The following is a 21,628-nucleotide window of genomic DNA, read 5'->3' on the forward strand; positions in this document are numbered from 1 at the left end:
CTTAAGCGGGTAGTAAAAGCCGCAGGTTCCACTGTTATCCGGCATTCCCAATAGTGAAAGAGGCCCAGGAAGGCTGGGATAAGATGGTGGATTTGATTAGAAATAATACATAAGAACAGAGGTTTACTATGATGGTCGTATTATGAAGGAGGGAAGCAGGTAACATGGTTTGGTATGTATTGGTAATTGAAGCGATAGTATTTGCAGTATTATTTACAACAATTCTTTTTGTGTCTTTTCATGGGGAAAAAATGTACAGTCCGGCATGTATCCATAATTATCCGCCTGATATTCAAGAAGAATACTTCAAAACACATGAAAGAGTGGACGTTTCATATAAATCAAAAAAGGTAGTACTGGCGAAGTCCTGTGGAATAATCATGTTTACAGTTATTCTTACCATATGCGCGAAGCTTGCCGGGGCAGTTACATTTTGGCAGGGATTCGCGATCGCTTTTGGACTCATGGTATGGATTGGAGCCTATGACACACTCTTTCTGGACTGGGTGCTATTTGCAAATATGAAAATGTTTAGGCTGAAAGGAACAGAGCACATGGACAAGGCTTACCATCAGAAGTGGTTCCATTTAAAAGGTGCTATATTCCCGGGGCTGTTGTTTGCACTGATTCCAGCAGCTCTTGTAGGATTGTTCATAAGTTTGATGGGGTAGTATGAAAGAGCTTTGAGTAAGTGGTAAGTCATGATGGGAGGATTGTATGGATAAGTTTAATGACATCGGAATAGATAACAAGTTAGACTGGGACAGGATAGAAAAGCTTATGCGGATAGGCATATTTGCCGCATGCATGGTGCTTGTGGGAGACGTGCTTATAGGTTATGGGATGCATGACTCTTCTAAAACAGGCATGGAATGGTTCCTGTCAGCATACTTGCAACTGTCAGATACAAGATTGTTTTGGTCGGCATTTCTGGGATTCATAGGTATTCCACTTGAGGCACTTTGTTACTTTGGTGTATATAGGCTGATTGTTCCTAAATCACAGAAATACGCTCATTTGTACAGGACAGGAATACTTGGTGTGTTGGCTTATGCAGGGTGTGGAGTGCACGTTCCCTGTTTGTCCACTTGCTTTTTTTACAAGTATATGAACAATGCTGCACCTGAGATCGCAGTGGATGCAGCAGTCAAATTCGGTAAATACTTTCTATTACCAGGAATAATAGTGTTCTTTTTGTTCTGGATTATCCAACATGTGGCACATATCGCAGCATTTATAAAAGGTTTGACTCCATATCCTAAATGGTGTTGGATATTCTGCCCTGCAGTAGGCATGGCTGCAGCTATGCTGTTTAAGTTCCTTCCTGAAACGACAATTCGCAATGCGATTACTGCTGCTTGGATCAGTATTGGGAATTTGTGGATGTTCGCCGGGCTTTTGATTATGGCGAAAAAAGTTAAGGTTGGTGACAGATAATTATTCTGAAGGGGACAGGAAATGTATATCAACGAATATGGAAATCCGGATAATCCAAAGCTCATATTGCTGGCACCGATGATGATATCCGGAGCAAATCTGCATGATCTGATGAGTCCGTTTCTTAAGGGAGATTACTTTATCATTGCTCCTGATCAGGGAGGCCATGGTAAAGCTGGTGCATATATCAGTGCGGATGATGACTAAGAATTTTGAACGAATAACTCTAAGTGATATCGATGCAATATGCCATGCATGTTGTACCTACGACATGAAACCATTGTCAAAAGAGCAACAGGCTAAACTCCATCTTGAATATGGCGAGAAGGACTTTGACCTGAAGCTTTCCAAGAACTCTTTTGCCAAATATATGCCAGATGTGAAGGTTGTTATCAGAAAAGGCTATCCGCATTGTGGATACATGGCTGCACATACCAAAGAGTATGTGGAAGAGATAGAGACTTTTATAAAATAAATGAGGTAAGGTATGAAGACTCAACGGTCGCTAAAATACAAGGCTTTATTAGGCCTGTGTAGGCTGTTTAGGCTGCAGAAGGTCATGGAGCTTCCGCCAGAGAAGGCGCAAAAGCTATTCAGGAAAGCATATAAGGGAGTGGTTATCCCAGAAATGCACGATGATCAAATAGACATGAAGGAGGAAAGGGTACTTGGCTCTACTTGCCTCTGGTATCGTTATAAAAAGGGTAATGACAGGGCATGTATTTATATTATCGGTGGAGGTATGCTGAATTATCCGAAGCCGGGACAGGCAAAAGAGGTGCTTGAACTGGCAAAAGAAACTGGAGTAGATTTCGTCCTTCCGTTTTATCCGCTTGTACATACGGGGAATACTCTGCCTGATGTATATGAAATGATGTATGCACTTTACAAAGAAATGCTTACAAAGTATTCATCCGAAAACATATATTTTCTGGGCGGTTCCAGTGGAGCTAATCTGGCACTGGGGCTGATTTCGTATATCAACGATAAGGGCGAAGGTTTGCCTATGCCTGGCAAGGTATACGCCGGTTCTCCCGGATCACTGCTTATAACGGATGAAGAAAAGAAAAAGGCTGATGAACTGGATAAAACAGATGTGATCATGAGCCAGAAGGCAACACATGCCGTATGGGAAGGTATGACTGGAGGAAAAAAAGTTGCGGATTACATGGAGTCCCTTCAACTGGGTAATTATTCGGGATTAAAGGATGTATATCTCACATTTGGCGGAGATGAAGTGTTTGCGGCAGCAGCAGATTCTATCAAGGCAAAACTGGAACAATATGGCGTTCATGTCACAATGGAAGTAGCGCCTGGTATGTACCACTGTTATGCTGTAATACCGCTTGTCAAAGATGCTATTCCCGCATACCGGAGGATGATCGAGTACATTAAAATATAAATATGAATTCTGCCTGTGGCATAATGTAATTAATTATATTATTTCAAACGGAGGAGGCAGATATGTCAGACAGGAAAACTGAGATAAAGAGTGCGTATAAGAGCCTGGGAAAGGCTCACAGCTTTTATGATGGGATGATGACCTGCAGTACATTTATGGGGAAGCTGGTTACAAAGCTTGCATGGAACATGGGCAGAAAGTAAAGAAAATTTTGGATTTAGAGGAGTTTTAAAATGCAATTTGATGAAATTGGTAATATGTCGGGAAAGACGCTGATGTTACTTCCTGGAACATGCTGTGATTATCAGACAAACTTCGGAACTGTTCTTGATAGTCTATCTGAGAAGTACCATCTTATCTGCGTAAACTATGATGGTTTTGATGGTAGCGATGTAATATTCCCTGATATGATCACAGTGACTAAAAAGATTGAAAAGTATATAATTGATAAACATAGCGGAAGAATAGACGGAGCGATCGGTTCATCTCTTGGTTCGAGCTTTGTAGGACAACTGGTCATGCGTAAAAATGTTCATATAGACCATGCAATTTTTGGAAGTCCTGATCTTGATCAAAGCGGGCCTGTTGCGGCCAAGCTTCAGTCCCTTCTTGTAGTACCGCTTCTTACAAGCTTTACCAAGGGTGAGAAAAAAAGAAATAAGACCAAGGAGAAGCTAAAGACTTTTTTCCAGATGAGCGATGAGACTGCAGAGAAGTTTATGAACTGCTTCTCCAAGTTTAATCCGGAGTCAATCAAGAATGAGTACTACACAGATCTTCTTACTCATCTTGAAGATGATATAAGTGTGGAACATACTAAAACTCATTTCATCTATGCAAATAAGATGGGCGAGAAGTATTTGAAACGATACAAAAAGTATTTCCACGATCCTGATATCAGAGAGTTTGATATGCAGCATGAACAGTGGCTTTTTGGAGAAAAAGAATACTCTGAGCCTGTGCTCAAAGTAATAGATGAATTTATGAATATGACAGTTTAAGGGAGATGACATCAGTGTTTTTATAAAACTATGCGCGCGCAACCAAATTTAACAAAATACAGCACTACATGTAAGCTTCGCTTGGTAGACAGGCGGAGCTTACTTTTTTATGATTAAGAAAAATGTTAAAATATTTAGCAAAGGTGGTAGAAATATGAGAAAGGCATATTTGGATAATATTCGCTGGATAACAGTAGTATTGGTTGTCATCTATCATGTAATATACATATTCAACGGCGTAACACAGCATGGAATCATCGGCCCCTTCAGTGAACATCAGCCCCAGGATACATATCAGTACATTGTATATCCATGGTTTATGTTACTTCTGTTTGTGGTATCCGGCATGTCAGCCCGCTATGAACTGGTTAAGCGAACAGAGAAGGAATTCATCAGAGTAAGGACGAGAAAGTATCTTGTGCCATCAACAATCGGCCTTCTGGTTTTCGGCTGGGTTCTTGGCTATTACAATATGCTGATGTCAGGTGCATTTGATTCCATGGGCAATGTACCAGGGCCAATCATTTTCCTCATAATGGTAGTCAGCGGCTCAGGTCCTCTATGGTACATCCAGATGCTCTGGCTCTTCAGCCTGATACTGGTACTGATCAGAAAGATCGAAAAGGACAGATTCTATAATATTTGCGGCAAAGCCAATCTTTTGATACTTATACTTCTTGTCATACCTGTATATGGAGCGGCGCAGATACTTAACACACCAATAATAGTGGTATACAGATTCGGTAACTACGGACTGGGCTTTTTGATCGGCTACTTTGTACTGTCCCATGACGAAGTGATGGATAGGCTTGGCAAGAACTGGCTGTTATTAAGCATCCTTGCCCTCGCATCCTGTGTAGCCTTCGTGATTTTATATATAGGTCAGTCTTATCCGGATCACGTGGTTCTGGATACGATCATGTGCAATGTATACGCATGGTTTGGAACACTCGGTATACTTGCCTTCATGAAAAGATGGGGCAATTCCACGAATTCTTTCTCAAAGTGGATGTGCCAAAAATCATGGGGCCTCTACGTATTCCATTATCTGATGATCGCGGTCAGCGGATGGTATCTGCATACATTATGTCCGTCCCTTGCACCTATCATCGTATATCTGCTTGTTGCAATAGCAGCATTTGCAGGCTCCTACCTTCTGTATGAGATCATGAGCCGCATACCTTTCATAAGGTGGTGTGTTTTGGGAATTAAAAAGGAGAAGATATGAGTTTTGCTGATAACCTTATTGAATTAAGAAAGCTTAACAATCTGTCGCAGGAAGACATCGCCGAGAAAATAGGCGTATCCAGGCAGACTCTTTCAAAATATGAGACCGGCGAGTCGCTTCCGGATATAGAGAGATGTAAGATGCTGGCTGACATCTTCGGTGTAACCATGGACGACCTTATCTCATATGAAAAGAATGATTCGGACAACCTGGGATATGCTATACCGCCGAAAGGAAAACATATCTTTGGAATGGTCAAAGTGGGAGATAAAGGTCAGATCGTTATTCCTGCCAAAGCAAGAAAGATCTTCGATATTAAAACAGGTGATAATCTGATCGTTCTCGGAGATGAATTCCAGGGTATAGCTCTTATTAAGGAGACGGGTCTTCTCGGTCTTATCAACAGTGCGAAAGAAACCAAATTTTAGAAAGAAAGGTTAAGAGACATCAATGGATTTCAAAATAGTTTTTTCAGATATAGACGGAACAATTCTAAACAGTGAACATAGAATGCTTAAGGGCACACTTGATGCAATATTTGCCCTAAAGAAAGCCAATATCCCTTTTGTCATTGCGACAGCAAGAGGACCATCCGGAGTACGGCCGATTTTTAAAAGATACGGGTTTACCTGCCCGATGATCTGTTATAGTGGGGCGCTTATCATTGATGAAAACGATAAGATAATGTACTCGGAGGGATTTGATGCCGATGACGCGAGGGATATTATTTCTTATATAGAGGCGGAGAAGATTGACTGTACATGGAATATCTATTCAGAAGAATTGTGGATTGTAAATGACAGGAATGACCGACTGGTCCGCGCAGAAGAGGAAATCGTTGAGGTCTGTGCAACAGAGGGCGGCCTAGAGCTTCTTCCAAAAGATGCAATCATAGGAAAGCTCCTTTGCATATGTAAGCCTGAAGCAATATGTGGTATAGAAAATGAATTGAAAAAGAGATTTCCAAAGCTGTCGATAGTTAAATCCTCAGATGTTCTTCTTGAAATCATGGGAAAGGGAATTACAAAGGCCGACGGAGTCAGGCGAGTATGCTCGTATATGAACATTCCGCCGGAGAAAGCGGTTGCTTTTGGTGATCATTTTAATGATGCAGAAATGCTACGATCTGTAGGATTTCCTTTTCTGATGGGAAATGCTCCGGAGGAATTGAAGAAGGAATTCTCGTGTGTGATCGGAAGTAATGATGACGAGAGCATTTCAGAAGCCTTTAGGAGTATTGGCCTATTATTGGAGTGAGGGAGATGACAGTGATCTTAATCGGATTTCTATTTTGTTGGAAAGACAGATGAAGAACTATCTCTTGTCTGCAAAACGGAAGATACTCCGCAGAATACGACCGAGCGTGAAGATGGATGTAGAGGATTTCGTATTCAGGGAGTACTGGATTTCTCGATGATTGGGATTCTGTCAAAACTGTCAGGTATCCTTGCAGAACATAAGATAGGGATTTTTGCTGTTTCAACCTACAACACGGATTATATCCTTGTGAAGGAAGAAAACTTTGAACGTTCGTTGGAAGTGCTGATTGCCGAAGGATATACGGTAATATAAAATTTCAGGATAATCCAAAAAACTACAAATCGGTTTTTCTGGTTAAAACAGGAGGCGCCTCATGAAATTAAATCGCATTCATCATATTGCGGTGATTTGTTCCGACAAAGACACTGCTCTGAACTTTTACCATAATAAGCTTGGCTTTCGAATTCTGCGAGAGAACTATAGACCGGAACGGGATGATTGGAAGATTGACCTTAAGCTCGATGACAGCGAAATCGAACTTTTTATTATGAAGGATCATCCACTCCGTCCTTCTCCCGAAGCTTACGGATTGCGTCATCTTGCTTTCCGTGTAGATAGTGTAGATGAGACCGTCGCAGAATTGGAGTCTATGGGTATCCCTTGTGAACCGATACGACGGGATGCTTTCACGGGTGAAAAAATGACGTTTTTCCGTGACCCGGACGGGCTTCCTTTGGAAATACATGAGTAAACCCGGAATTTAATTTTCATTTTTTGGATGTACATGAGCTTATAAGCTTGTGTACATCTTTTTTATTGAGATTTATTCTCAAATGAAATCCCCCAAAATCCATTGACTAAAGAATATAGCCTTATTACAATGTTAGACGATGCTAACAATGTTAACACTGTTAACGTAACGAAAAGATTGATATGAGTTAGAGATGGATAACGTGTTACAACTTGATTTTATGGCATGTTTGCATGAAGCGACCAAAAGCCATGACTAGAGGAATCTATATGGACACAAAAGAAGAAATAATCGAGGCTGCCAGAGAAGAATTCCTGGAAAAGGGTTTTCAGGATGCGTCTATGCGCAAGATTGCAGGCAAGGTTGGTATAACGGCAACCGCTCTTTACAGGCACTATTCAAGTAAAGAGGATATCTTTGATGCAGTTGTGGAGCCTGCGGTGAGTGCATGGGAGTCCATGTGCATAACAGAAGAGATAAGACAGACTGGAACTGCCAGAAAGCATGGAGTAGATGCCATGTGGAATGACACGGAGCAGTCAAAGATGATAGTTGATCTTATCTATAAAAATTTCGATACACAAAAGCTTCTGTTCTTTAAGAGTAAGGGAACTAAATACGAGAATTACCTGCATGAGATAGTAACCAGGATTCAGGCGGCGACTCTTAAATTTATGGCAGAACTTGAAAATGGCGGAGTTCATATAAATCACGTTGATGATAAGGAAATGCATCTTTTGTTAAGTGCTGAGTATTCAGCAATGTTCGAGATGGTAGACCATGATTTTTCTTATGAAGAGGCGCTTCATTATGCTGAGACTTTAGCTCTTTTCTTTAAAGAAGGATGGAGAAAATTTCTGGGTTTTTAAGATTATAAGCGTTAGAGACGGGACCTGCTTTGATCCTGTCTTTACAGATAAAAAAGGAGGGACATATGAAAAAACGAAGTACATTTTCCTGGGTTTTAGAATTTGCCGGGAGAAAAAAGAGTTACTATGTGGGAAGTGTACTGCTGGCGATTCTTGGCGTAGCAGCATCATTTATCCCATATCTATTGATAGCAGATGTGGTTGGAAAGCTCTTGTCAGGGAACAGAGATTTGGGTTATTATCTCGAATCCGTCATCCTGATGGGTGTGTGCTGGATAGTAAGAGTTGCTTTTCATTCCATATCAACTACGCTATCTCATGTAGCAACCTTCAACGTTCTTGGAGGTATCAGAAGACAACTTTGTAAGAAGCTGTCAACGATTCCGCTTGGATCAGTTCTTGACGATAACAGCGGAAGTTATAAAAACATCATCGTGGAAAGAGTTGATGCCATGGAGACGACTCTTGCCCATATCGTACCTGAGTTCACTTCGAACATCCTTTTACCAATTGTTATGTTCATATACCTTTTGACTCTTGACTGGAGAGTTGGTCTGTCAAACCTTATTCCTGCTTTTATAGGCGTAGGCTTTGCTGCAGTTATGATGGCCAAGAGCCAGGGTGAATTTGAGGTAACTGTTCAAAAGACCAAATACCTTAATGACACTGCAGTTGAGTATATAAATGGTATAGAAGTCATAAAAGCTTTTGGAAAAACAGGAAGCTCCTATGAGAAGTTTGTGAATGCAGCCAGAGAAGGTGCAGACTGCTTCATCAACTGGATGAGAAAGTGCATATGGTGGCAGGCAGGTAGCGTTTCATTCATGCCGGCTACATTCCTTGGGGTACTTCCTGTGGGTCTTTTTCTTGTAAGAGGCGGAAGCCTTACTCCTGAAAACTTTATCACCTGCGTTATCCTGTCAGCAGGTTTAATCAGTCCGTTGGTTATCGCATTTTCTTACATGGACGACATTATGAAGATGCAGACTATCTTTGGTGAAATTACAGAGATCATCGAGAGAAAAGACATGGTAAGACCATCTGAGCTTACTAAGAAGCCTGTAGGTTCTGATATTGAACTTAAGGGTGTTAAGTTCTCCTATAAGGATAAAGAGATTCTTCATGGAATTGACATGGAGATTAAGCAGGGACAGGTTAATGCTTTTGTCGGACCATCAGGCTCGGGAAAGAGTACAATTGCAAGACTTATAGATTCTCTCTGGGATGTAGACGAGGGAAGCATCACCTACGGAGGAGTTAACATAAAGGATCTTCCTTTGGATTACTACACAAGTCAGATTGCGTATGTAGCACAGGATAATTACCTCTTTGATATGACAGTAATGGATAACATCAGACTTGGCAGGGAAGGCGCTACTGATGAAGAAGTCATAAATGCAGCCAAAGCTTCCGGTTGTCATGAGTTTATCCTTGGACTTGAAAACGGCTATGACACTGTAGTTGGAGGAGCCGGCGGACACTTATCAGGCGGTGAGAGGCAGAGAATCTGCATCGCAAGAGCAATGCTCAAGAATGCTCCTGTAGTAATCCTTGATGAAGCAACAGCTTATACGGATCCTGAGAACGAAGCAATTGTTCAGCAGAGCGTAGCTAAGCTTGTTCAGGGTAAGACACTTATCGTTATTGCTCACAGACTTTCAACTATTCAGGACGCAGATAAGATCTTTGTGATAAATGATGGCCGTATAGAGGCATCCGGAAGTCACGCGCAGCTTCTTAGCGAGTGCATTCTGTACAGAAAGATGTGGGATGCACATGTGGCATCCAGAGATGAAGATGCTCCTGAGAATAATGCTGCATCTGCAGCCAGAAAGGAGGCCGCTAATGCTTGAAATGCTTCGTAAGTTCTTTGACTTTTGCAGTCCTGTAGACAGGGCTAAATTTTATAGATCAGTTGTGCTTGGCGTCCTTGATGCTATTTTTGGTGCCATGAAGATACCTGCAGCCTTTTTTGCCATAAGCGCTGTGATAGATAAAAAGATTACTGCCGGAACATTTGTAGTTGTTCTTGGATTTATGCTTTTAAGCACCATCGGCAAGATGGTTGTAAACAGGTTTTCCCAGATGCTTCAGACCGAGGCCGGATACAACACATGCTGTAACAAGAGAATGGAGATCGGTCAGCATCTTAGATATCTTCCTATGGGATATTTTAATGATACAAGTCTTGGTCATATCACATCAGTAACAACCAATACTCTGGAGCAGACAGGCGATATCGCAACAAGAGCGATAATGATGGTGCTTCAGGGCAGTATTACGACGGTTGTTATCGGAATAGGAATGTTTTTATTTGATGTGAGAATAGGTCTCATATCTGTAGTAGGTATCCTGATATTCTTTTTATTCAATAAGTATACAAACGCCTGCGTTGCGAAAGTTGCCGGCGAGAAGCTTGAGTCTGATAAGGATATGGTCGGAGTGGTGCTTGAGTTTATCCAGGGCATTGCTGAGATAAGGAATTACAACATCATTTCTCATAGCAGTACCAGATTGTCTAAGGCAATCGACAGAAAGGTCAAGGCCGACATAGGCGCTGAAATTGCGGCAATTCCTGCAGTTGGAGTTCAGATGCTTATCTGCAAACTCATCGGCGTTGTTATAGCAGGTGCATCTATATATTTCTACCTGACAGGTTCTATGGAACTTACCTATACCATAACAATGCTCCTTTGTTCATTCATGGTTTTTGAAGCACTTGATATGGCAGGCATATATACAGCTCTTCTTAAGATCATCGGCAGGGGCGTTGACCTTGTAAATGAGATCATGTCAGTTGAACAGATGGATATAAACGGAGAAGATATCAAGCCTTCAAACAAAGATATCCATCTTGATCATGTAAGCTTTGCCTATGAGAACAGAACCATCATAGACGATGTGACCCTTGATATAAAAGAAAATACGACTACCGCTATCGTTGGCCCTTCAGGTGGAGGAAAGACAACTATCACATCACTTATCGCAAGATTCTGGGATGTTAAATCCGGCAAGGTAACACTTGGCGGAAGAGATGTAAGAGACTACAGCTTTGACAGTCTTATGGAGAATTTCAGTTTTGTATTTCAAAAGGTATACCTGTTTGAAGATACGATCGCTAACAACATAAGATTTGGAAGACCCGAAGCGTCAATGGACGAGGTAATAGCCGCTGCTAAAAAAGCCTGCTGCCATGAATTCATCATGGGACTTCCGGATGGATATGAGACCGTTGTTGGTGAAGGCGGAGCAACTCTTTCGGGCGGTGAGAAGCAAAGAATTGCTATAGCAAGAGCCATCATGAAGAATGCACCTATCATCATCCTTGATGAAGCTACAGCCAATGTTGATCCTGAGAATGAAAAAGAACTTACTCAGGCAATAGAGAATCTTACCAAGGAAAAGACTATCATCATGATCGCTCACAGGCTCAAGACCGTAAGAAATGCAGATCAGATAGTTGTTATCGATAAGGGCAGAATTGTTCAAAAAGGTAAACATGAAGAACTTATGGAACAGGACGGAATCTATAAGAACTTTGTAAGCGGAAGAAAGCAGGCAGTTAGCTGGAAGATTGCTTGAGGAATGCTAAAAGCAGGTGGATAGATTGAAAGATTACCTGTTTTTATAAATAAGGAGGAGGCTTTTTATGAAAGAAAAGAAAAAAAGCGATTTATCCGTGTTGCTTGGCTACGCGGGAAGTTACAAAAAACTTACGTTTTTAGGCTTGACCCTGTCAGCGATTGCCATGATCCTTGGAATGCTGCCATATATCTGTATATGGCTTGTTGCAAGAGATCTTATCGCTGTTGCACCTGATTGGACCAGGGCAGCAGATATCGGAAAATACGGATGGCTTGCATTTGCATTTTCACTTGCAGGAATCGTGGTTTATTTTGCCGCACTTATGTGCACTCATCTTGCTGCGTTTAGAACCGCATCAAATATAAGAAAACAGGGTGTAGAGCACCTTATGAAGACACCTCTTGGATTCTTTGATTCAAACGCTTCAGGACTTCTTCGTAACCGCCTTGACGGAGCAGCATCAGAAACTGAAACACTTCTTGCACATAACCTTGCTGATATTGTAGGAAGCGCTGCCATGTTCATTGGAATGGTTGTTCTTATGTTCGTATTCGACTGGAGAATGGGCGCAGCATGTCTTTTTGCAGCGGTGATATCAGTAGCTGCAATGTTCACAATGATGGGCGGCAAGAATGCAAAGCTTATGCAGGAATATCAGGTTGCTCAGGATTATATGAGCAAGGCTGGAACAGAATATGTGCGTGGTATACCTGTAGTAAAGGTTTTCCAACAGACAGTATACTCATTTAAAGCATTTAAAGAAGCTATAGAAGATTATAGTAAAAAGGCAGAACTCTATGCAGCAGATGTGTGCCAGCTTCCCCAGGCTGTAAACCTTACAGCAACAGAGGGCGCATTCATCTTCATGGTTCCTGTAGCTCTTTTTATAGCACCATCAGCACTTGCGTCCGGTAGCTTTGCGACCTTTGTAACTAACTTTGCTTTCTATGCTGTATTCTCAGCTATCGTTTCAACAGCTCTTGCAAGGATAATGTTTGCAGCAAGTGGTATGATGCTTGCAAGCACCGCTCTTGGAAGAATTGCTCAGGTTATGGACGCTCCGACTCTTGAGATCACAGATGATCCAAAAGAGCCTAAGGACAACAGCATTGAGTTTAAGAATGTAAGCTTTACCTATGATGGAGCTGATGTCCCTGCCATAGATCATGTATCTTTCAGAGTAGAGCCAGGACAGACAGTTGCTCTTGTTGGACCTTCAGGAGGAGGTAAGACAACAGCAGCAAGCCTTATCCCGAGATTCTGGGATGCAACAGACGGAAGCGTGCTTGTAGGCGGCGTTGATGTCCGTGATATGGATCCTCATGTTCTTATGGACAGGATCGCATTTGTATTCCAAAACAATAGATTATTTAAAGCAAGTATATTTGAAAATGTTAGAGCAGCAAGACCCGGCGCAACAAGAGAAGAAGTTAAGAAAGCTTTATCTGCAGCCCAGTGCGATGATATCCTTGCAAAACTTCCAAATGGCATGGATACCATCATTGGATCAGAAGGAACTTACCTTTCAGGCGGTGAGCAGCAAAGAGTAGCCCTTGCAAGAGCAATCCTTAAGGATGCTCCTATCGTAGTTCTTGATGAAGCAACAGCCTTTGCCGATCCCGAAAACGAAGTTCTAATACAAAAAGCCTTCGGAGCACTTACTAAAGGTAAAACAGTAATAATGATCGCTCACAGACTGTCAACAGTCGTAGGCGCTGACAAGATAATCGTTCTTGATAACGGCCATGCCATAGAAGAGGGTACACATAAAGCTCTTAAAGCTCAGAACGGCTTGTACAGCCGCATGTGGACAGATTATAACAAGGCCGTTAAATGGCGTATTAGTACAGGGGAGGCGATGTAAATGTTTGGAAAAGAATTTCAGAGAAAATATGCACTTACAGATCAGGGCATCAGGAATGCCAAGTCCGCTACTTTTTGGACAGTTATAGTTAATCTCCTTGCCATGGGCGGAATGGGAATTTTGTACATGATGATGACAAGCTATATGGAGACGCTTACTGGTGGTGGGAAGCTGCCTAACACATGGGTTATCTTAGGACTTGTTCTTGCATTTGTAGTTCTTTCGTTACTTACTCATCTTCAGCAGTACAGAGCAACATACGGACTTGTCTACAGAGAAGTTAAGAGCGTTCGTATATCACTTGCAGAGCGCATGAGAAAACTTCCACTGGGCTACTTTGGCAAAAGAGATCTCGCTGACCTTACAGAAACTATCATGAGCGATGTAAACCGCCTTGAGCACGTATGGTCACACTGTCTTGGCTACCTTTATGGTTCTTATATTTCAACAGCTATAGTTGCAGTTATGTTATTTACTTTTGACTGGAGACTTGCTATTGCCTGCCTTTGGGGCGTTCCTGTAGCCTTTATCCTTCTGTTTGGAAGCCGCAAGATCAATAAGAAAAATTCAGAGATCACTAAGGCTGCCGGCATCCAGGTATCAGATGGAATTCAGGAAACACTTGAAAATATCAGAGAGATAAGAGCAACCAATCAGGAAAAGAAATTCATTGATACTTTAAATCAGAAGATTGATTATCATGAAAAAACTATGCTTTCAGGAGAACTTTCCTGCGGTATATTTGTAAATGCAGCCAGCGTTATCATGAGACTTGGCGTTGCAACAACAGTTCTTACAGGAACAAGTCTTATCCTTAAAGGCCAGGTTGAGTTCATGGTACTGTTTATGTTCCTTCTTGTCATAACAAGAATATATTCACCGTTTGATCAGGCACTTGCCCTTATAGCAGAAATGCTCATGTCACAGATATCAGCAGCAAGAATTAACGAGATCCATGATACTAAGGCAGCAGAGGGCGTAGATGCATTTAAACCAAACGGTCACGATATAGTATTTGAAAATGTTGGATTTAGCTATGAGCAAAGTCTTGAAGCTACCGGCAGTAATAATGGTAAAGAAAGCGATAAGGTTCTAAACGGCGTAAGCTTTACTGCAAGAGAAGGCGAAGTTACAGCTCTTGTCGGACCATCAGGTTCAGGTAAGAGTACCTGTGCAAGACTTGCAGCAAGACTATGGGATGTACCTGACGGAACGATCAAGGTTGGCGGAGTTGATATAAATTCTGTTGATCCGGAAGTCCTTCTTAGCGATTACTCCATGGTATTCCAGGATGTAGTTCTCTTTGATGATACTGTTATGGAGAATATCCGCCTTGGTAAACACGGCGCTACAGATGAAGAAGTTATTGCAGCAGCAAAGGCAGCTAACTGCGACGAATTTGTAGATAAGCTCCCGAACGGTTACCATACACCTATTGGTGAAAACGGAGCTAAGCTCTCAGGCGGTGAAAGACAGCGTATCTCCATCGCAAGAGCACTTCTTAAGAATGCACCTATCGTACTTCTTGACGAAGCAACAGCTTCCCTTGACGTTGAAAACGAGACCAAGGTTCAGGAAGCGTTATCAAGGCTTCTATCCGGTAAAACAGTCCTTGTCATTGCACACCGCATGCGTACTGTTGAAGCGGCTGATAAGATCGTAGTACTTAAGGATGGAAGAGTTGCCGAAGAAGGTAATCCATCTGATCTTATGAAAAAAGATGATGGAATCTTCAGGCATATGGCGCGGCTTCAGAGCAATAGCGCTGAGTGGAGCATTGCTTAAAACACCATTGAACCATTTAATAATATGTATGTACAAAAAGGAGACTCTTAATGACATTGCTCTTAAGGGTCTCTTTTTTCAGAAATATCGGTAGGGATTTTAAAGAATAATAAATAACGAAATAATGATATAATGAAAAAGAAAAGGATCTTACTTATTTTCGATTCAGTCTAACAGAAAAGGAGCTTGTAAGGTTATGAGATTTAAAAGTGCAAGTACTATTATTTCTGTATCAGATAAATCTGTTCTGAAAGACAGTCTGGATTTTATAGAAAATACGCTGAAAAGTAATGGCGTTTCAAAAAGTGTTATTATAAGAACCCTGCTTACAGTAGAAGAAGCAGCATCTCAGCTGATAGAGCATGCGGATGCTGATGCTCAGCTAAAGATCAATGTCAGAAAACTGTTTGGGGAAACAGAAGTGATCCTTGCTGCACAGGGAAGTATGTATGATCCATATTCCGAGTATCCTTCTGATATAAAAGATATAGAAGGAATGGAAGATAAGGATGTACAAGGTGCAATAAGAGATATCCTTTTAAAAGCTCGAGGAGAAAGTTGTAAATTCAGCTACAAAAAGGGCATAAACAGGGTAAGGATCCTTGTCGGCGATGGCGAAAAATCCATGCTGAGGTCAACTATAATTGCTTTGGTTTTGGGCGTTATTGCAGGCTTTTTGATGCAGAACCTTATACCGGCATCTATTTCTGATGCCATTGAAAACTATGCGCTTATTCCTTTGAAAAGCATATTTATGAGCTCGCTTAAGATCATCATTGCTCCAGTAGTCTTTTTTTCCATAGTATCGTGTATATCCCAGTTTAAGGACTTGTCACAGCTTGGAAGGATAGGCGTTAAAGTAATGGGGATGTATATGATGACTACCATTATTGCGGTTGTGTTGGCAATGGGAATATTTATGCTGATTAAACCGGCGTCATGGGGATTTGCGATATCACTTGCAACAGAAGCAGAGGCTGTCAGCGTTGATACTAATGTAGACACATCTCTGCTTAATACGATCATTGGGATTGTCCCATCTAATTTTCTTCAGCCATTTTTGGATTCCGATACCCTGCAGATAATATTCCTCGCATTTTTGTGCGGTATTGCTGTTGGAATGATAGGAGAATATTCGGAGTCTTTAAAGAACTTTTTTGAGGCAGGAAATACTCTTTTCCTGACAATCACTACACTTATAACAAAGCTTATCCCAATCGCAGTATTCTGCGCTGTATCAATTATGGTAAAAGAAATGGGAAAAGATTCCATGATAGCTGTTCTTGGCTACATGGGTACGGAAATTCTTACTATTATGTGTATGCTGTGTATTTATGGCACGCTGATCGTTGTATTAGCCCATCTAAATCCATTTACTTTCTTTAAAAAGAATTGGGAGGGTATGATCACAAGTTTTACTCTTTCATCAAGTTCAGCTGCAATGCCTACTAATATGCGAACTTGCACTGATAAGCTTGGAATTTCAAATAAAGTCTGCAGCTTCTCCATACCGCTTGGAGCTACCGTAAATATGGATGGAGTAAGTATATTTTTAGTAATAACGAGTTTGTTCCTTGCAAGGGCATATGGAATAGATATACCTGCAAATATGTACTTATCGATGGCAGTAACAATCATTCTGCTATCGCTTGGCGCACCGGGAGTTCCGGGAGCAGGACTTGTGTGCCTTGGAGTTGTACTGGCGGCTATAGGCGTGCCGATAGAAGGAATCGGCATTATCATTGCTGTAAACCCGATATTAGATATGTTTGAAACTATGAATAATACAACAGGGGATGTGGTAACAGCGCTTATCGTAGCCAAAAAAGAAAAGCTGCTTGATCTTGAAATGTATAAAAAGTAAGGTCCTAGGATATGACCGTATAATCAAGGCTCTCTATAGCTTTAACAAATACATCGCGGTCAATTTCTCTGTCGTATTTGATTGTAACAAGTCCTTTTCTAAGATTAACTTTACAAGACGCACCGTCAATACTGTTGATGGTGCGTTTTACTCTGTTTGCACAGTTCTCACAGTGCATTCCTTCAACCTTTAGTGTTATCTTTCCAATTACAGGACTTTCCAGCTTTTTGTCGCGAACTTTTACGCTGGAGCCACCACCACAGCATCCGCCTTCGCCTTTAAAGTGTTTAACTGAGCCCTTAATAGCGAGAATTAGTATTAATACAAGAATAATTCCAATAACAATATTTGGCATAATATGTTTTTAAATCCTTCCAGATAATTATTATCAATTAAATATATTGATACGGCTGTTAGCTTATACTAACATAAAACATTAGAGATGTCTAACTCAAATTTCGCACATATAAAATTTCACCAAAACCTTAAAGATTCCTGAGGATGGAAGTTAATAAATGATTCTGGGCCTTTGAAAAATATATTAAAATCAAGAGCTTGATAGATGGATATTTATATTTTGTTCAGGGGCCGCATGTTTGAGCGAAGCGAGTTTCGGACCCTAAAATATAAATATCCAGATATCATGCCTTGAATTTTATATATTTATCAAGGCCCAGAATCATTTATTAACTTCCATCCTCAGGAATTCTCCAGGCATTTCTATATTTTATATGTGCGAAGTTTGAAAAGCCTAACTATAAGGAGGAGAAGATGAGTTTAAGTGAATTACAAAAAGATCGTAATGCAGTAGTAGACAAACTTACAGGCGATGAAAGATTTATTAGATCTAAATAGCAAAAGTCAAATGATACTAAAAGGAACATATTGATCTAAATAGTAAAAACCAAATGATGATAAAACTAATACTTGGGCGTTAATGATAAAAATTATCATCTACTCATCTTTGAGCGAAACTTATATTGTGTTAATCTAAGAAAAAGCAAACAAATGTGGGAGGATTCTGCATTTGTTTGTTTTCATTTGTGGATAATTAGAACATGCTAACAGAATAGGAGATGATTTCAATGAAAAAGTGGAAAAATTGCGTATGGTTTTTAGGCGGAGTTTTATTTGGAACAGCAGGTATCAAGGTTTTATCAAGTAAGGATGCCAAGAAGTGCTATACACATACAACAGCAGCTGTTCTTCGTGCAAAAGAGTGCGTAATGGATACCGCTAACAAGGTGCAGGAGAACTGCGGTGATGTCCTTGCTGAGGCGAAACAGATCAATGAAGATCGTAAGACAAAGGAAGATGTTACAGTCGGAGAGTAATAAGTTTGAAAAAAATTTTCAAACTTATTACTCTCGACATGAGGTTAAGTTATGAAAATAGTCATAAAACATGAGATAAGCGGTCGTATCCGTTTTTCCATGCCTAAGAGACGATTTTCTTTTGAAGAAGCAGATAGATTACAGTACTATCTGCTTTCTCTTGATGGTGTGGAAAAAGCTATCGTCTATGAGAGAAGCGCGGATGCAGTAGTTGTCTATACTGGTGACAGAGACAAACTCCTGTCTCTGATCACTAAGTTCGATGCAGAATCTGAGGATATTAAGGCTCTTGTTCCAGAGAACACTGGGAGAGAGTTGATGGCATCTTATAAAGAAAAGCTTCTTACAAATGTCGTAGTTCACTATGGCTGTAAAGCTTTTTTGCCATCTCCAATAAAGCGTATTAAAGCCATTGTTATGGCTACAAAGTTTATTTATAAGGGACTCGTTAGTCTCTTTAAGCACAGGAAACTTGAAGTATCAGTTCTTGATGCAACGGCTATTACAGTATCTCTTCTAACAGGAGATTATGAGACTGCATCTTCAGTAATGTTCCTGCTTGGCGTAGGTGATCTTCTTGAAGAGTGGACCCACAAAAAGTCAGTGGACGATCTTGCAAGGAGCATGGCCCTTAAGTCAGATAAGGTATGGCTTAAGAAGGACGGCATTGAAGTGCAGGTTCCGATCAGCCAGATAGTTCCTGGTGACCAGATTTCTGTAAGAGTAGGAAGTGTTATCCCTCTTGATGGAACCGTTATATCCGGTGAAGCCATGGTCAATCAGGCGACCCTGACCGGAGAAGGTATTCCTGTTGAGAAAAAAGAAGGCGCCTATGTCTATGCCGGTACAGTTATAGAAGAAGGTGACATAGTTCTTAAGGTTGAAAAAGCATCCGGTGCAACCAGATATGAAAAGATCATAAGGATGATAGAAGAGTCCGAGCAGCTCAAGTCAGGCGTTGAGTCAAGAGCAGAGCATCTGGCAGACAGACTTGTTCCTTATACACTTGGTGGAACGGCTCTTGCATATCTTCTGACAAGGAACGTGACAAAAGCTCTGTCAGTTCTTATGGTTGACTTCTCCTGTGCTTTAAAACTCTCTATGCCTGTTACAGTACTTTCTGCAATGAGAGAGTGTCAGGACAATCATCTGACAGTTAAAGGTGGTAAGTTCCTTGAAGCAATCGCTGATGCAGACACGATAGTTTTTGACAAAACAGGAACACTTACAATGGCAACACCTAAAGTGGTTGATGTTGTTACTTTCTCAGGAAATGATAAGGATGAAATGCTACGCATAGCAGCATGCCTTGAAGAGCATTATCCTCATTCGATCGCAAATGCGGTTGTTGCAGAGGCAGCAAATAGAGGCCTTGAGCACAATGAGATGCACAGCAAGGTTGAATACGTAGTTGCTCATGGTATCGCATCAAACATAGATGGACAGAAAGTTGTTATCGGAAGCTGGCACTTCGTTATGGAAGATGAAAAATGCATAATTCCGGAAGGTGAAGAAGAGAAGCTTGATAACATATCCAAGCAGTATTCAAGACTCTTCCTTGCTATAGGAGGAAAGCTTTCTGCAGTAATCTGCCTTGAAGACCCGCTACGACCTGAAGCTCCTGATGTAATCAAAAAGCTTCATAAAGCAGGCTTTAAGAACATCGTCATGATGACAGGCGACTCCAAACATACAGCTAAGAGAGTTGCCAAAAAAGTAGGCGTTGATGCATATTATGCTGAAGTTCTTCCTGAAGAAAAAGCCGGATTTGTACAAAAAGAAAGAGAAAAAGGTCACACTGTAGTAATGATCGGCGACGGAATAAATGATTCCCCTGCCTTGTCAGAAGCTGACTGCGGAATTGCAATAAGCGAAGGCGCTCAGCTTGCCCGCCAGATCGCAGATGTCATGATATCTGAAGACGACCTTTATAAACTCATCACATTAAAAGAACTTAGTGTCCTTTTAATGAAACGAATCCGCTTTAACTACCGCTTCGTTGTAAGTTTCAACATGGGACTTATCGGCCTGGGCCTTCTCGGAACAATCGCCCCCGCCACCAGCGCCATGCTTCATAACGGCTCTACAATAGCATTGGGGCTTCATAGTATGACTAATCTAAAGAATGATGCTTCAGACAAAAGCAACTCGGAAAAAGAAGTTTTTGTGAGATAAAGATTCGAATAAATAGTTACTAAAATGTAAAGAATCGGGAGGCTGACAGCCTCCCGATTCGCTATGTCTTATTTATTTCCATACTTTGCGCGGTGCGCCTTGATCGCATCGAAAGTTGTGTCGCTAATGTAGTGCTCTATGCGACATGCATCTTCGGATGCGGTTTTTTCATCAACTCCAAGATCCATCAATACATCCGTAAGGACTGTATGGCGTTCATAAATGCGCTTTGCAAGAACTGCGCCAGCTTCGGACAGCTTTACAAAGCCGTATTCATCAATTTTTATAAGCCCTTCGTCCTTTAAAAGGTGCATTGCCCTGCTGACGGAAGGTCTTGAATAGCCGAGCTCTTCACCTATATCGATAGCTCTGACGTTGGTGTGTGTCTGTGAAAGAACATAAATTGTTTCGAGATACATTTCGCCGGATTCTTGTAATGCCATATTTCCCCCTATTATTATCAAAAAACAATATGCTTAATATAGACAAGGACATATTGTTATGTCAGATTCATTTTTGTTACTGGAAAAATATTCACAGTAACTCACTTCTAATCTGTATTTAAGAATACTACATAAAAAGGGTATTGACAACGAAGTTAGCAGGTGGTAACCTTTACAAGGTTAGGCGAAACTAACATCAGAATATAAAACATCTAGAATAATCTCAGAAAATGAGATGTCTTTCTTATACCATTTTTGGCATTGAAACGATAAAAACGTGAAAATTAAAGGATTTTAATTGACAATTATTCTCAATTAGGTTATTCTATAGACACAGTTAGCGGATGCTAATTGTGATTATCAATAGCTAACCTATGGCAAGGAGGTTTTTTATGACACTTAATGATGCAGATCTCGGAAGAGAATATACGATAGATTCTGTCGAGACTGGCGGCGATGAGGAAATGGAAAGTTTTCTTTTTTCACTTGGCTGTTATAGCGGAGAGAAGATCACAGTTGTAGACAGAAAGCGAAATTTGGTGGTCGCTATCAAGGACGGCAGATATAATATAGACCCTGAGTTAGCAAGTGCTATCAAGATTTGATGAAATTGTTAATTGTTCTTTTGCA

22 protein-coding genes and 1 pseudogene are annotated in these 21,628 nt (G+C 40.9%); 21 read left to right on the plus strand and 2 right to left on the minus strand.

The annotated features are described in order from the left end of the window. The first annotated feature begins 164 nt into the window (after window positions 1-164). The 18 genes and pseudogenes from WAA20_RS06695 to WAA20_RS06780 all read left to right on the plus strand — a co-directional run bounded on the left by WAA20_RS06695 (window position 165) and on the right by WAA20_RS06780 (window position 17,046). A complete protein-coding gene (locus WAA20_RS06695; RefSeq protein ID WP_073384637.1) occupies window positions 165-671 on the plus strand; it encodes a hypothetical protein in 507 nt (168 codons plus the stop codon). A gap of 46 nt (window positions 672-717) precedes the next feature. Then, window positions 718-1,437: a DUF6796 family protein gene (locus tag WAA20_RS06700; RefSeq protein WP_073384635.1), complete on the plus strand. Its 720-nt coding sequence runs from the start codon at window positions 718-720 to the stop codon at window positions 1,435-1,437. A gap of 21 nt (window positions 1,438-1,458) precedes the next feature. Then, the gene (locus WAA20_RS06705) at window positions 1,459-1,644 is read left to right on the plus strand and encodes a hypothetical protein (RefSeq protein WP_073384634.1); all 186 of its coding nucleotides are present in this window, start codon (window positions 1,459-1,461) and stop codon (window positions 1,642-1,644) included. Beyond that, entirely contained in the window at window positions 1,637-1,912 is a 276-nt protein-coding gene (locus tag WAA20_RS06710) for a hypothetical protein (protein ID WP_207649258.1), read from the plus strand. Before WAA20_RS06705 ends, WAA20_RS06710 begins: the two co-directional genes overlap by 8 nt. Before the next feature lie 12 nt (window positions 1,913-1,924). Continuing rightward, complete coding sequence (locus tag WAA20_RS06715) at window positions 1,925-2,839, plus strand: alpha/beta hydrolase (RefSeq protein WP_073384630.1); 915 nt, start codon at window positions 1,925-1,927, stop codon at window positions 2,837-2,839. Between the two features lie 62 nt (window positions 2,840-2,901). Then, entirely contained in the window at window positions 2,902-3,042 is a 141-nt protein-coding gene (locus tag WAA20_RS06720; protein WP_167562627.1) for a hypothetical protein, read from the plus strand. A 30-nt stretch (window positions 3,043-3,072) separates the two neighbouring features. After that, window positions 3,073-3,840: a 2-hydroxy-6-oxo-6-phenylhexa-2,4-dienoate hydrolase gene (locus WAA20_RS06725; protein WP_073384628.1), complete on the plus strand. Its 768-nt coding sequence runs from the start codon at window positions 3,073-3,075 to the stop codon at window positions 3,838-3,840. 154 nt (window positions 3,841-3,994) lie between these two features. Further along, the gene (locus WAA20_RS06730) at window positions 3,995-5,068 is read left to right on the plus strand and encodes an acyltransferase (protein ID WP_073384626.1); all 1,074 of its coding nucleotides are present in this window, start codon (window positions 3,995-3,997) and stop codon (window positions 5,066-5,068) included. Next, the gene (locus WAA20_RS06735; protein WP_073384624.1) at window positions 5,065-5,496 is read left to right on the plus strand and encodes a helix-turn-helix domain-containing protein; all 432 of its coding nucleotides are present in this window, start codon (window positions 5,065-5,067) and stop codon (window positions 5,494-5,496) included. The genes WAA20_RS06730 and WAA20_RS06735 overlap by 4 nt, the downstream gene beginning before the upstream one ends. Before the next feature lie 22 nt (window positions 5,497-5,518). Continuing rightward, window positions 5,519-6,325 (plus strand): Cof-type HAD-IIB family hydrolase, encoded by an 807-nt coding sequence (locus tag WAA20_RS06740; RefSeq protein WP_073384622.1) that lies wholly within the window; start codon window positions 5,519-5,521, stop codon window positions 6,323-6,325. A gap of 21 nt (window positions 6,326-6,346) precedes the next feature. Then, window positions 6,347-6,640, plus strand: a pseudogene (locus WAA20_RS06745) (ACT domain-containing protein); the annotation flags it as partial. Between the two features lie 61 nt (window positions 6,641-6,701). Beyond that, the gene (locus WAA20_RS06750; protein ID WP_022767537.1) at window positions 6,702-7,079 is read left to right on the plus strand and encodes a VOC family protein; all 378 of its coding nucleotides are present in this window, start codon (window positions 6,702-6,704) and stop codon (window positions 7,077-7,079) included. Window positions 7,080-7,348: 269 nt separating this feature from the next. Continuing rightward, the gene (locus tag WAA20_RS06755; protein ID WP_167562626.1) at window positions 7,349-7,948 is read left to right on the plus strand and encodes a TetR/AcrR family transcriptional regulator; all 600 of its coding nucleotides are present in this window, start codon (window positions 7,349-7,351) and stop codon (window positions 7,946-7,948) included. 65 nt (window positions 7,949-8,013) lie between these two features. Next, window positions 8,014-9,801: an ABC transporter ATP-binding protein gene (locus WAA20_RS06760; protein ID WP_073384619.1), complete on the plus strand. Its 1,788-nt coding sequence runs from the start codon at window positions 8,014-8,016 to the stop codon at window positions 9,799-9,801. After that, window positions 9,794-11,530, plus strand: coding sequence for an ABC transporter ATP-binding protein (locus tag WAA20_RS06765; RefSeq protein WP_073384618.1), 1,737 nt, complete (start codon window positions 9,794-9,796; stop codon window positions 11,528-11,530). Before WAA20_RS06760 ends, WAA20_RS06765 begins: the two co-directional genes overlap by 8 nt. Before the next feature lie 67 nt (window positions 11,531-11,597). Further along, window positions 11,598-13,397 (plus strand): ABC transporter ATP-binding protein, encoded by a 1,800-nt coding sequence (locus WAA20_RS06770; protein WP_073384616.1) that lies wholly within the window; start codon window positions 11,598-11,600, stop codon window positions 13,395-13,397. Then, window positions 13,398-15,182 (plus strand): ABC transporter ATP-binding protein, encoded by a 1,785-nt coding sequence (locus WAA20_RS06775; RefSeq protein WP_073384614.1) that lies wholly within the window; start codon window positions 13,398-13,400, stop codon window positions 15,180-15,182. A gap of 196 nt (window positions 15,183-15,378) precedes the next feature. Then, on the plus strand, window positions 15,379-17,046 hold the full coding sequence (locus WAA20_RS06780) for a dicarboxylate/amino acid:cation symporter (protein ID WP_073384612.1): 1,668 nt from the start codon (window positions 15,379-15,381) through the stop codon (window positions 17,044-17,046). Window positions 17,047-17,050: 4 nt separating this feature from the next. Here the strand turns inward: WAA20_RS06780 and WAA20_RS06785 are convergent, their stop codons facing one another. Next, complete coding sequence (locus tag WAA20_RS06785) at window positions 17,051-17,401, minus strand: heavy metal-associated domain-containing protein (protein WP_073384610.1); 351 nt, start codon at window positions 17,399-17,401, stop codon at window positions 17,051-17,053. 730 nt (window positions 17,402-18,131) lie between these two features. Here WAA20_RS06785 and WAA20_RS06790 point away from each other — a divergent pair. Further along, window positions 18,132-18,380, plus strand: a complete 249-nt coding sequence (locus WAA20_RS06790) for a DUF6110 family protein (RefSeq protein WP_081373604.1) — start codon at window positions 18,132-18,134, stop codon at window positions 18,378-18,380. 51 nt (window positions 18,381-18,431) lie between these two features. Further along, a complete protein-coding gene (locus WAA20_RS06795; protein WP_073384606.1) occupies window positions 18,432-20,555 on the plus strand; it encodes a heavy metal translocating P-type ATPase in 2,124 nt (707 codons plus the stop codon). Between the two features lie 68 nt (window positions 20,556-20,623). Here the strand turns inward: WAA20_RS06795 and WAA20_RS06800 are convergent, their stop codons facing one another. Next, a complete protein-coding gene (locus WAA20_RS06800; RefSeq protein ID WP_073384604.1) occupies window positions 20,624-20,998 on the minus strand; it encodes a metal-dependent transcriptional regulator in 375 nt (124 codons plus the stop codon). Between the two features lie 392 nt (window positions 20,999-21,390). Here WAA20_RS06800 and WAA20_RS06805 point away from each other — a divergent pair, with 392 nt between their 5' ends. After that, window positions 21,391-21,603, plus strand: coding sequence for a FeoA family protein (locus WAA20_RS06805; RefSeq protein ID WP_073384602.1), 213 nt, complete (start codon window positions 21,391-21,393; stop codon window positions 21,601-21,603). Window positions 21,604-21,628: the final 25 nt, after the last annotated feature.

This window comes from Butyrivibrio fibrisolvens (genome assembly GCF_037113525.1).
GTDB lineage: Bacteria > Bacillota > Clostridia > Lachnospirales > Lachnospiraceae > Butyrivibrio > Butyrivibrio fibrisolvens.

Coding starts and splice junctions, on each gene's coding strand:
- WAA20_RS06695 (WP_073384637.1), top strand. CDS start 165: ATGGTTTGGTATGTATTGGTAATTGAAGCGATAGTATTTGCAGTATTA.
- WAA20_RS06700 (WP_073384635.1), top strand. CDS start 718: ATGGATAAGTTTAATGACATCGGAATAGATAACAAGTTAGACTGGGAC.
- WAA20_RS06705 (WP_073384634.1), top strand. CDS start 1,459: ATGTATATCAACGAATATGGAAATCCGGATAATCCAAAGCTCATATTG.
- WAA20_RS06710 (WP_207649258.1), top strand. CDS start 1,637: ATGACTAAGAATTTTGAACGAATAACTCTAAGTGATATCGATGCAATA.
- WAA20_RS06715 (WP_073384630.1), top strand. CDS start 1,925: ATGAAGACTCAACGGTCGCTAAAATACAAGGCTTTATTAGGCCTGTGT.
- WAA20_RS06720 (WP_167562627.1), top strand. CDS start 2,902: ATGTCAGACAGGAAAACTGAGATAAAGAGTGCGTATAAGAGCCTGGGA.
- WAA20_RS06725 (WP_073384628.1), top strand. CDS start 3,073: ATGCAATTTGATGAAATTGGTAATATGTCGGGAAAGACGCTGATGTTA.
- WAA20_RS06730 (WP_073384626.1), top strand. CDS start 3,995: ATGAGAAAGGCATATTTGGATAATATTCGCTGGATAACAGTAGTATTG.
- WAA20_RS06735 (WP_073384624.1), top strand. CDS start 5,065: ATGAGTTTTGCTGATAACCTTATTGAATTAAGAAAGCTTAACAATCTG.
- WAA20_RS06740 (WP_073384622.1), top strand. CDS start 5,519: ATGGATTTCAAAATAGTTTTTTCAGATATAGACGGAACAATTCTAAAC.
- WAA20_RS06750 (WP_022767537.1), top strand. CDS start 6,702: ATGAAATTAAATCGCATTCATCATATTGCGGTGATTTGTTCCGACAAA.
- WAA20_RS06755 (WP_167562626.1), top strand. CDS start 7,349: ATGGACACAAAAGAAGAAATAATCGAGGCTGCCAGAGAAGAATTCCTG.
- WAA20_RS06760 (WP_073384619.1), top strand. CDS start 8,014: ATGAAAAAACGAAGTACATTTTCCTGGGTTTTAGAATTTGCCGGGAGA.
- WAA20_RS06765 (WP_073384618.1), top strand. CDS start 9,794: ATGCTTGAAATGCTTCGTAAGTTCTTTGACTTTTGCAGTCCTGTAGAC.
- WAA20_RS06770 (WP_073384616.1), top strand. CDS start 11,598: ATGAAAGAAAAGAAAAAAAGCGATTTATCCGTGTTGCTTGGCTACGCG.
- WAA20_RS06775 (WP_073384614.1), top strand. CDS start 13,398: ATGTTTGGAAAAGAATTTCAGAGAAAATATGCACTTACAGATCAGGGC.
- WAA20_RS06780 (WP_073384612.1), top strand. CDS start 15,379: ATGAGATTTAAAAGTGCAAGTACTATTATTTCTGTATCAGATAAATCT.
- WAA20_RS06785 (WP_073384610.1), bottom strand. CDS start 17,401: ATGCCAAATATTGTTATTGGAATTATTCTTGTATTAATACTAATTCTC.
- WAA20_RS06790 (WP_081373604.1), top strand. CDS start 18,132: ATGAAAAAGTGGAAAAATTGCGTATGGTTTTTAGGCGGAGTTTTATTT.
- WAA20_RS06795 (WP_073384606.1), top strand. CDS start 18,432: ATGAAAATAGTCATAAAACATGAGATAAGCGGTCGTATCCGTTTTTCC.
- WAA20_RS06800 (WP_073384604.1), bottom strand. CDS start 20,998: ATGGCATTACAAGAATCCGGCGAAATGTATCTCGAAACAATTTATGTT.
- WAA20_RS06805 (WP_073384602.1), top strand. CDS start 21,391: ATGACACTTAATGATGCAGATCTCGGAAGAGAATATACGATAGATTCT.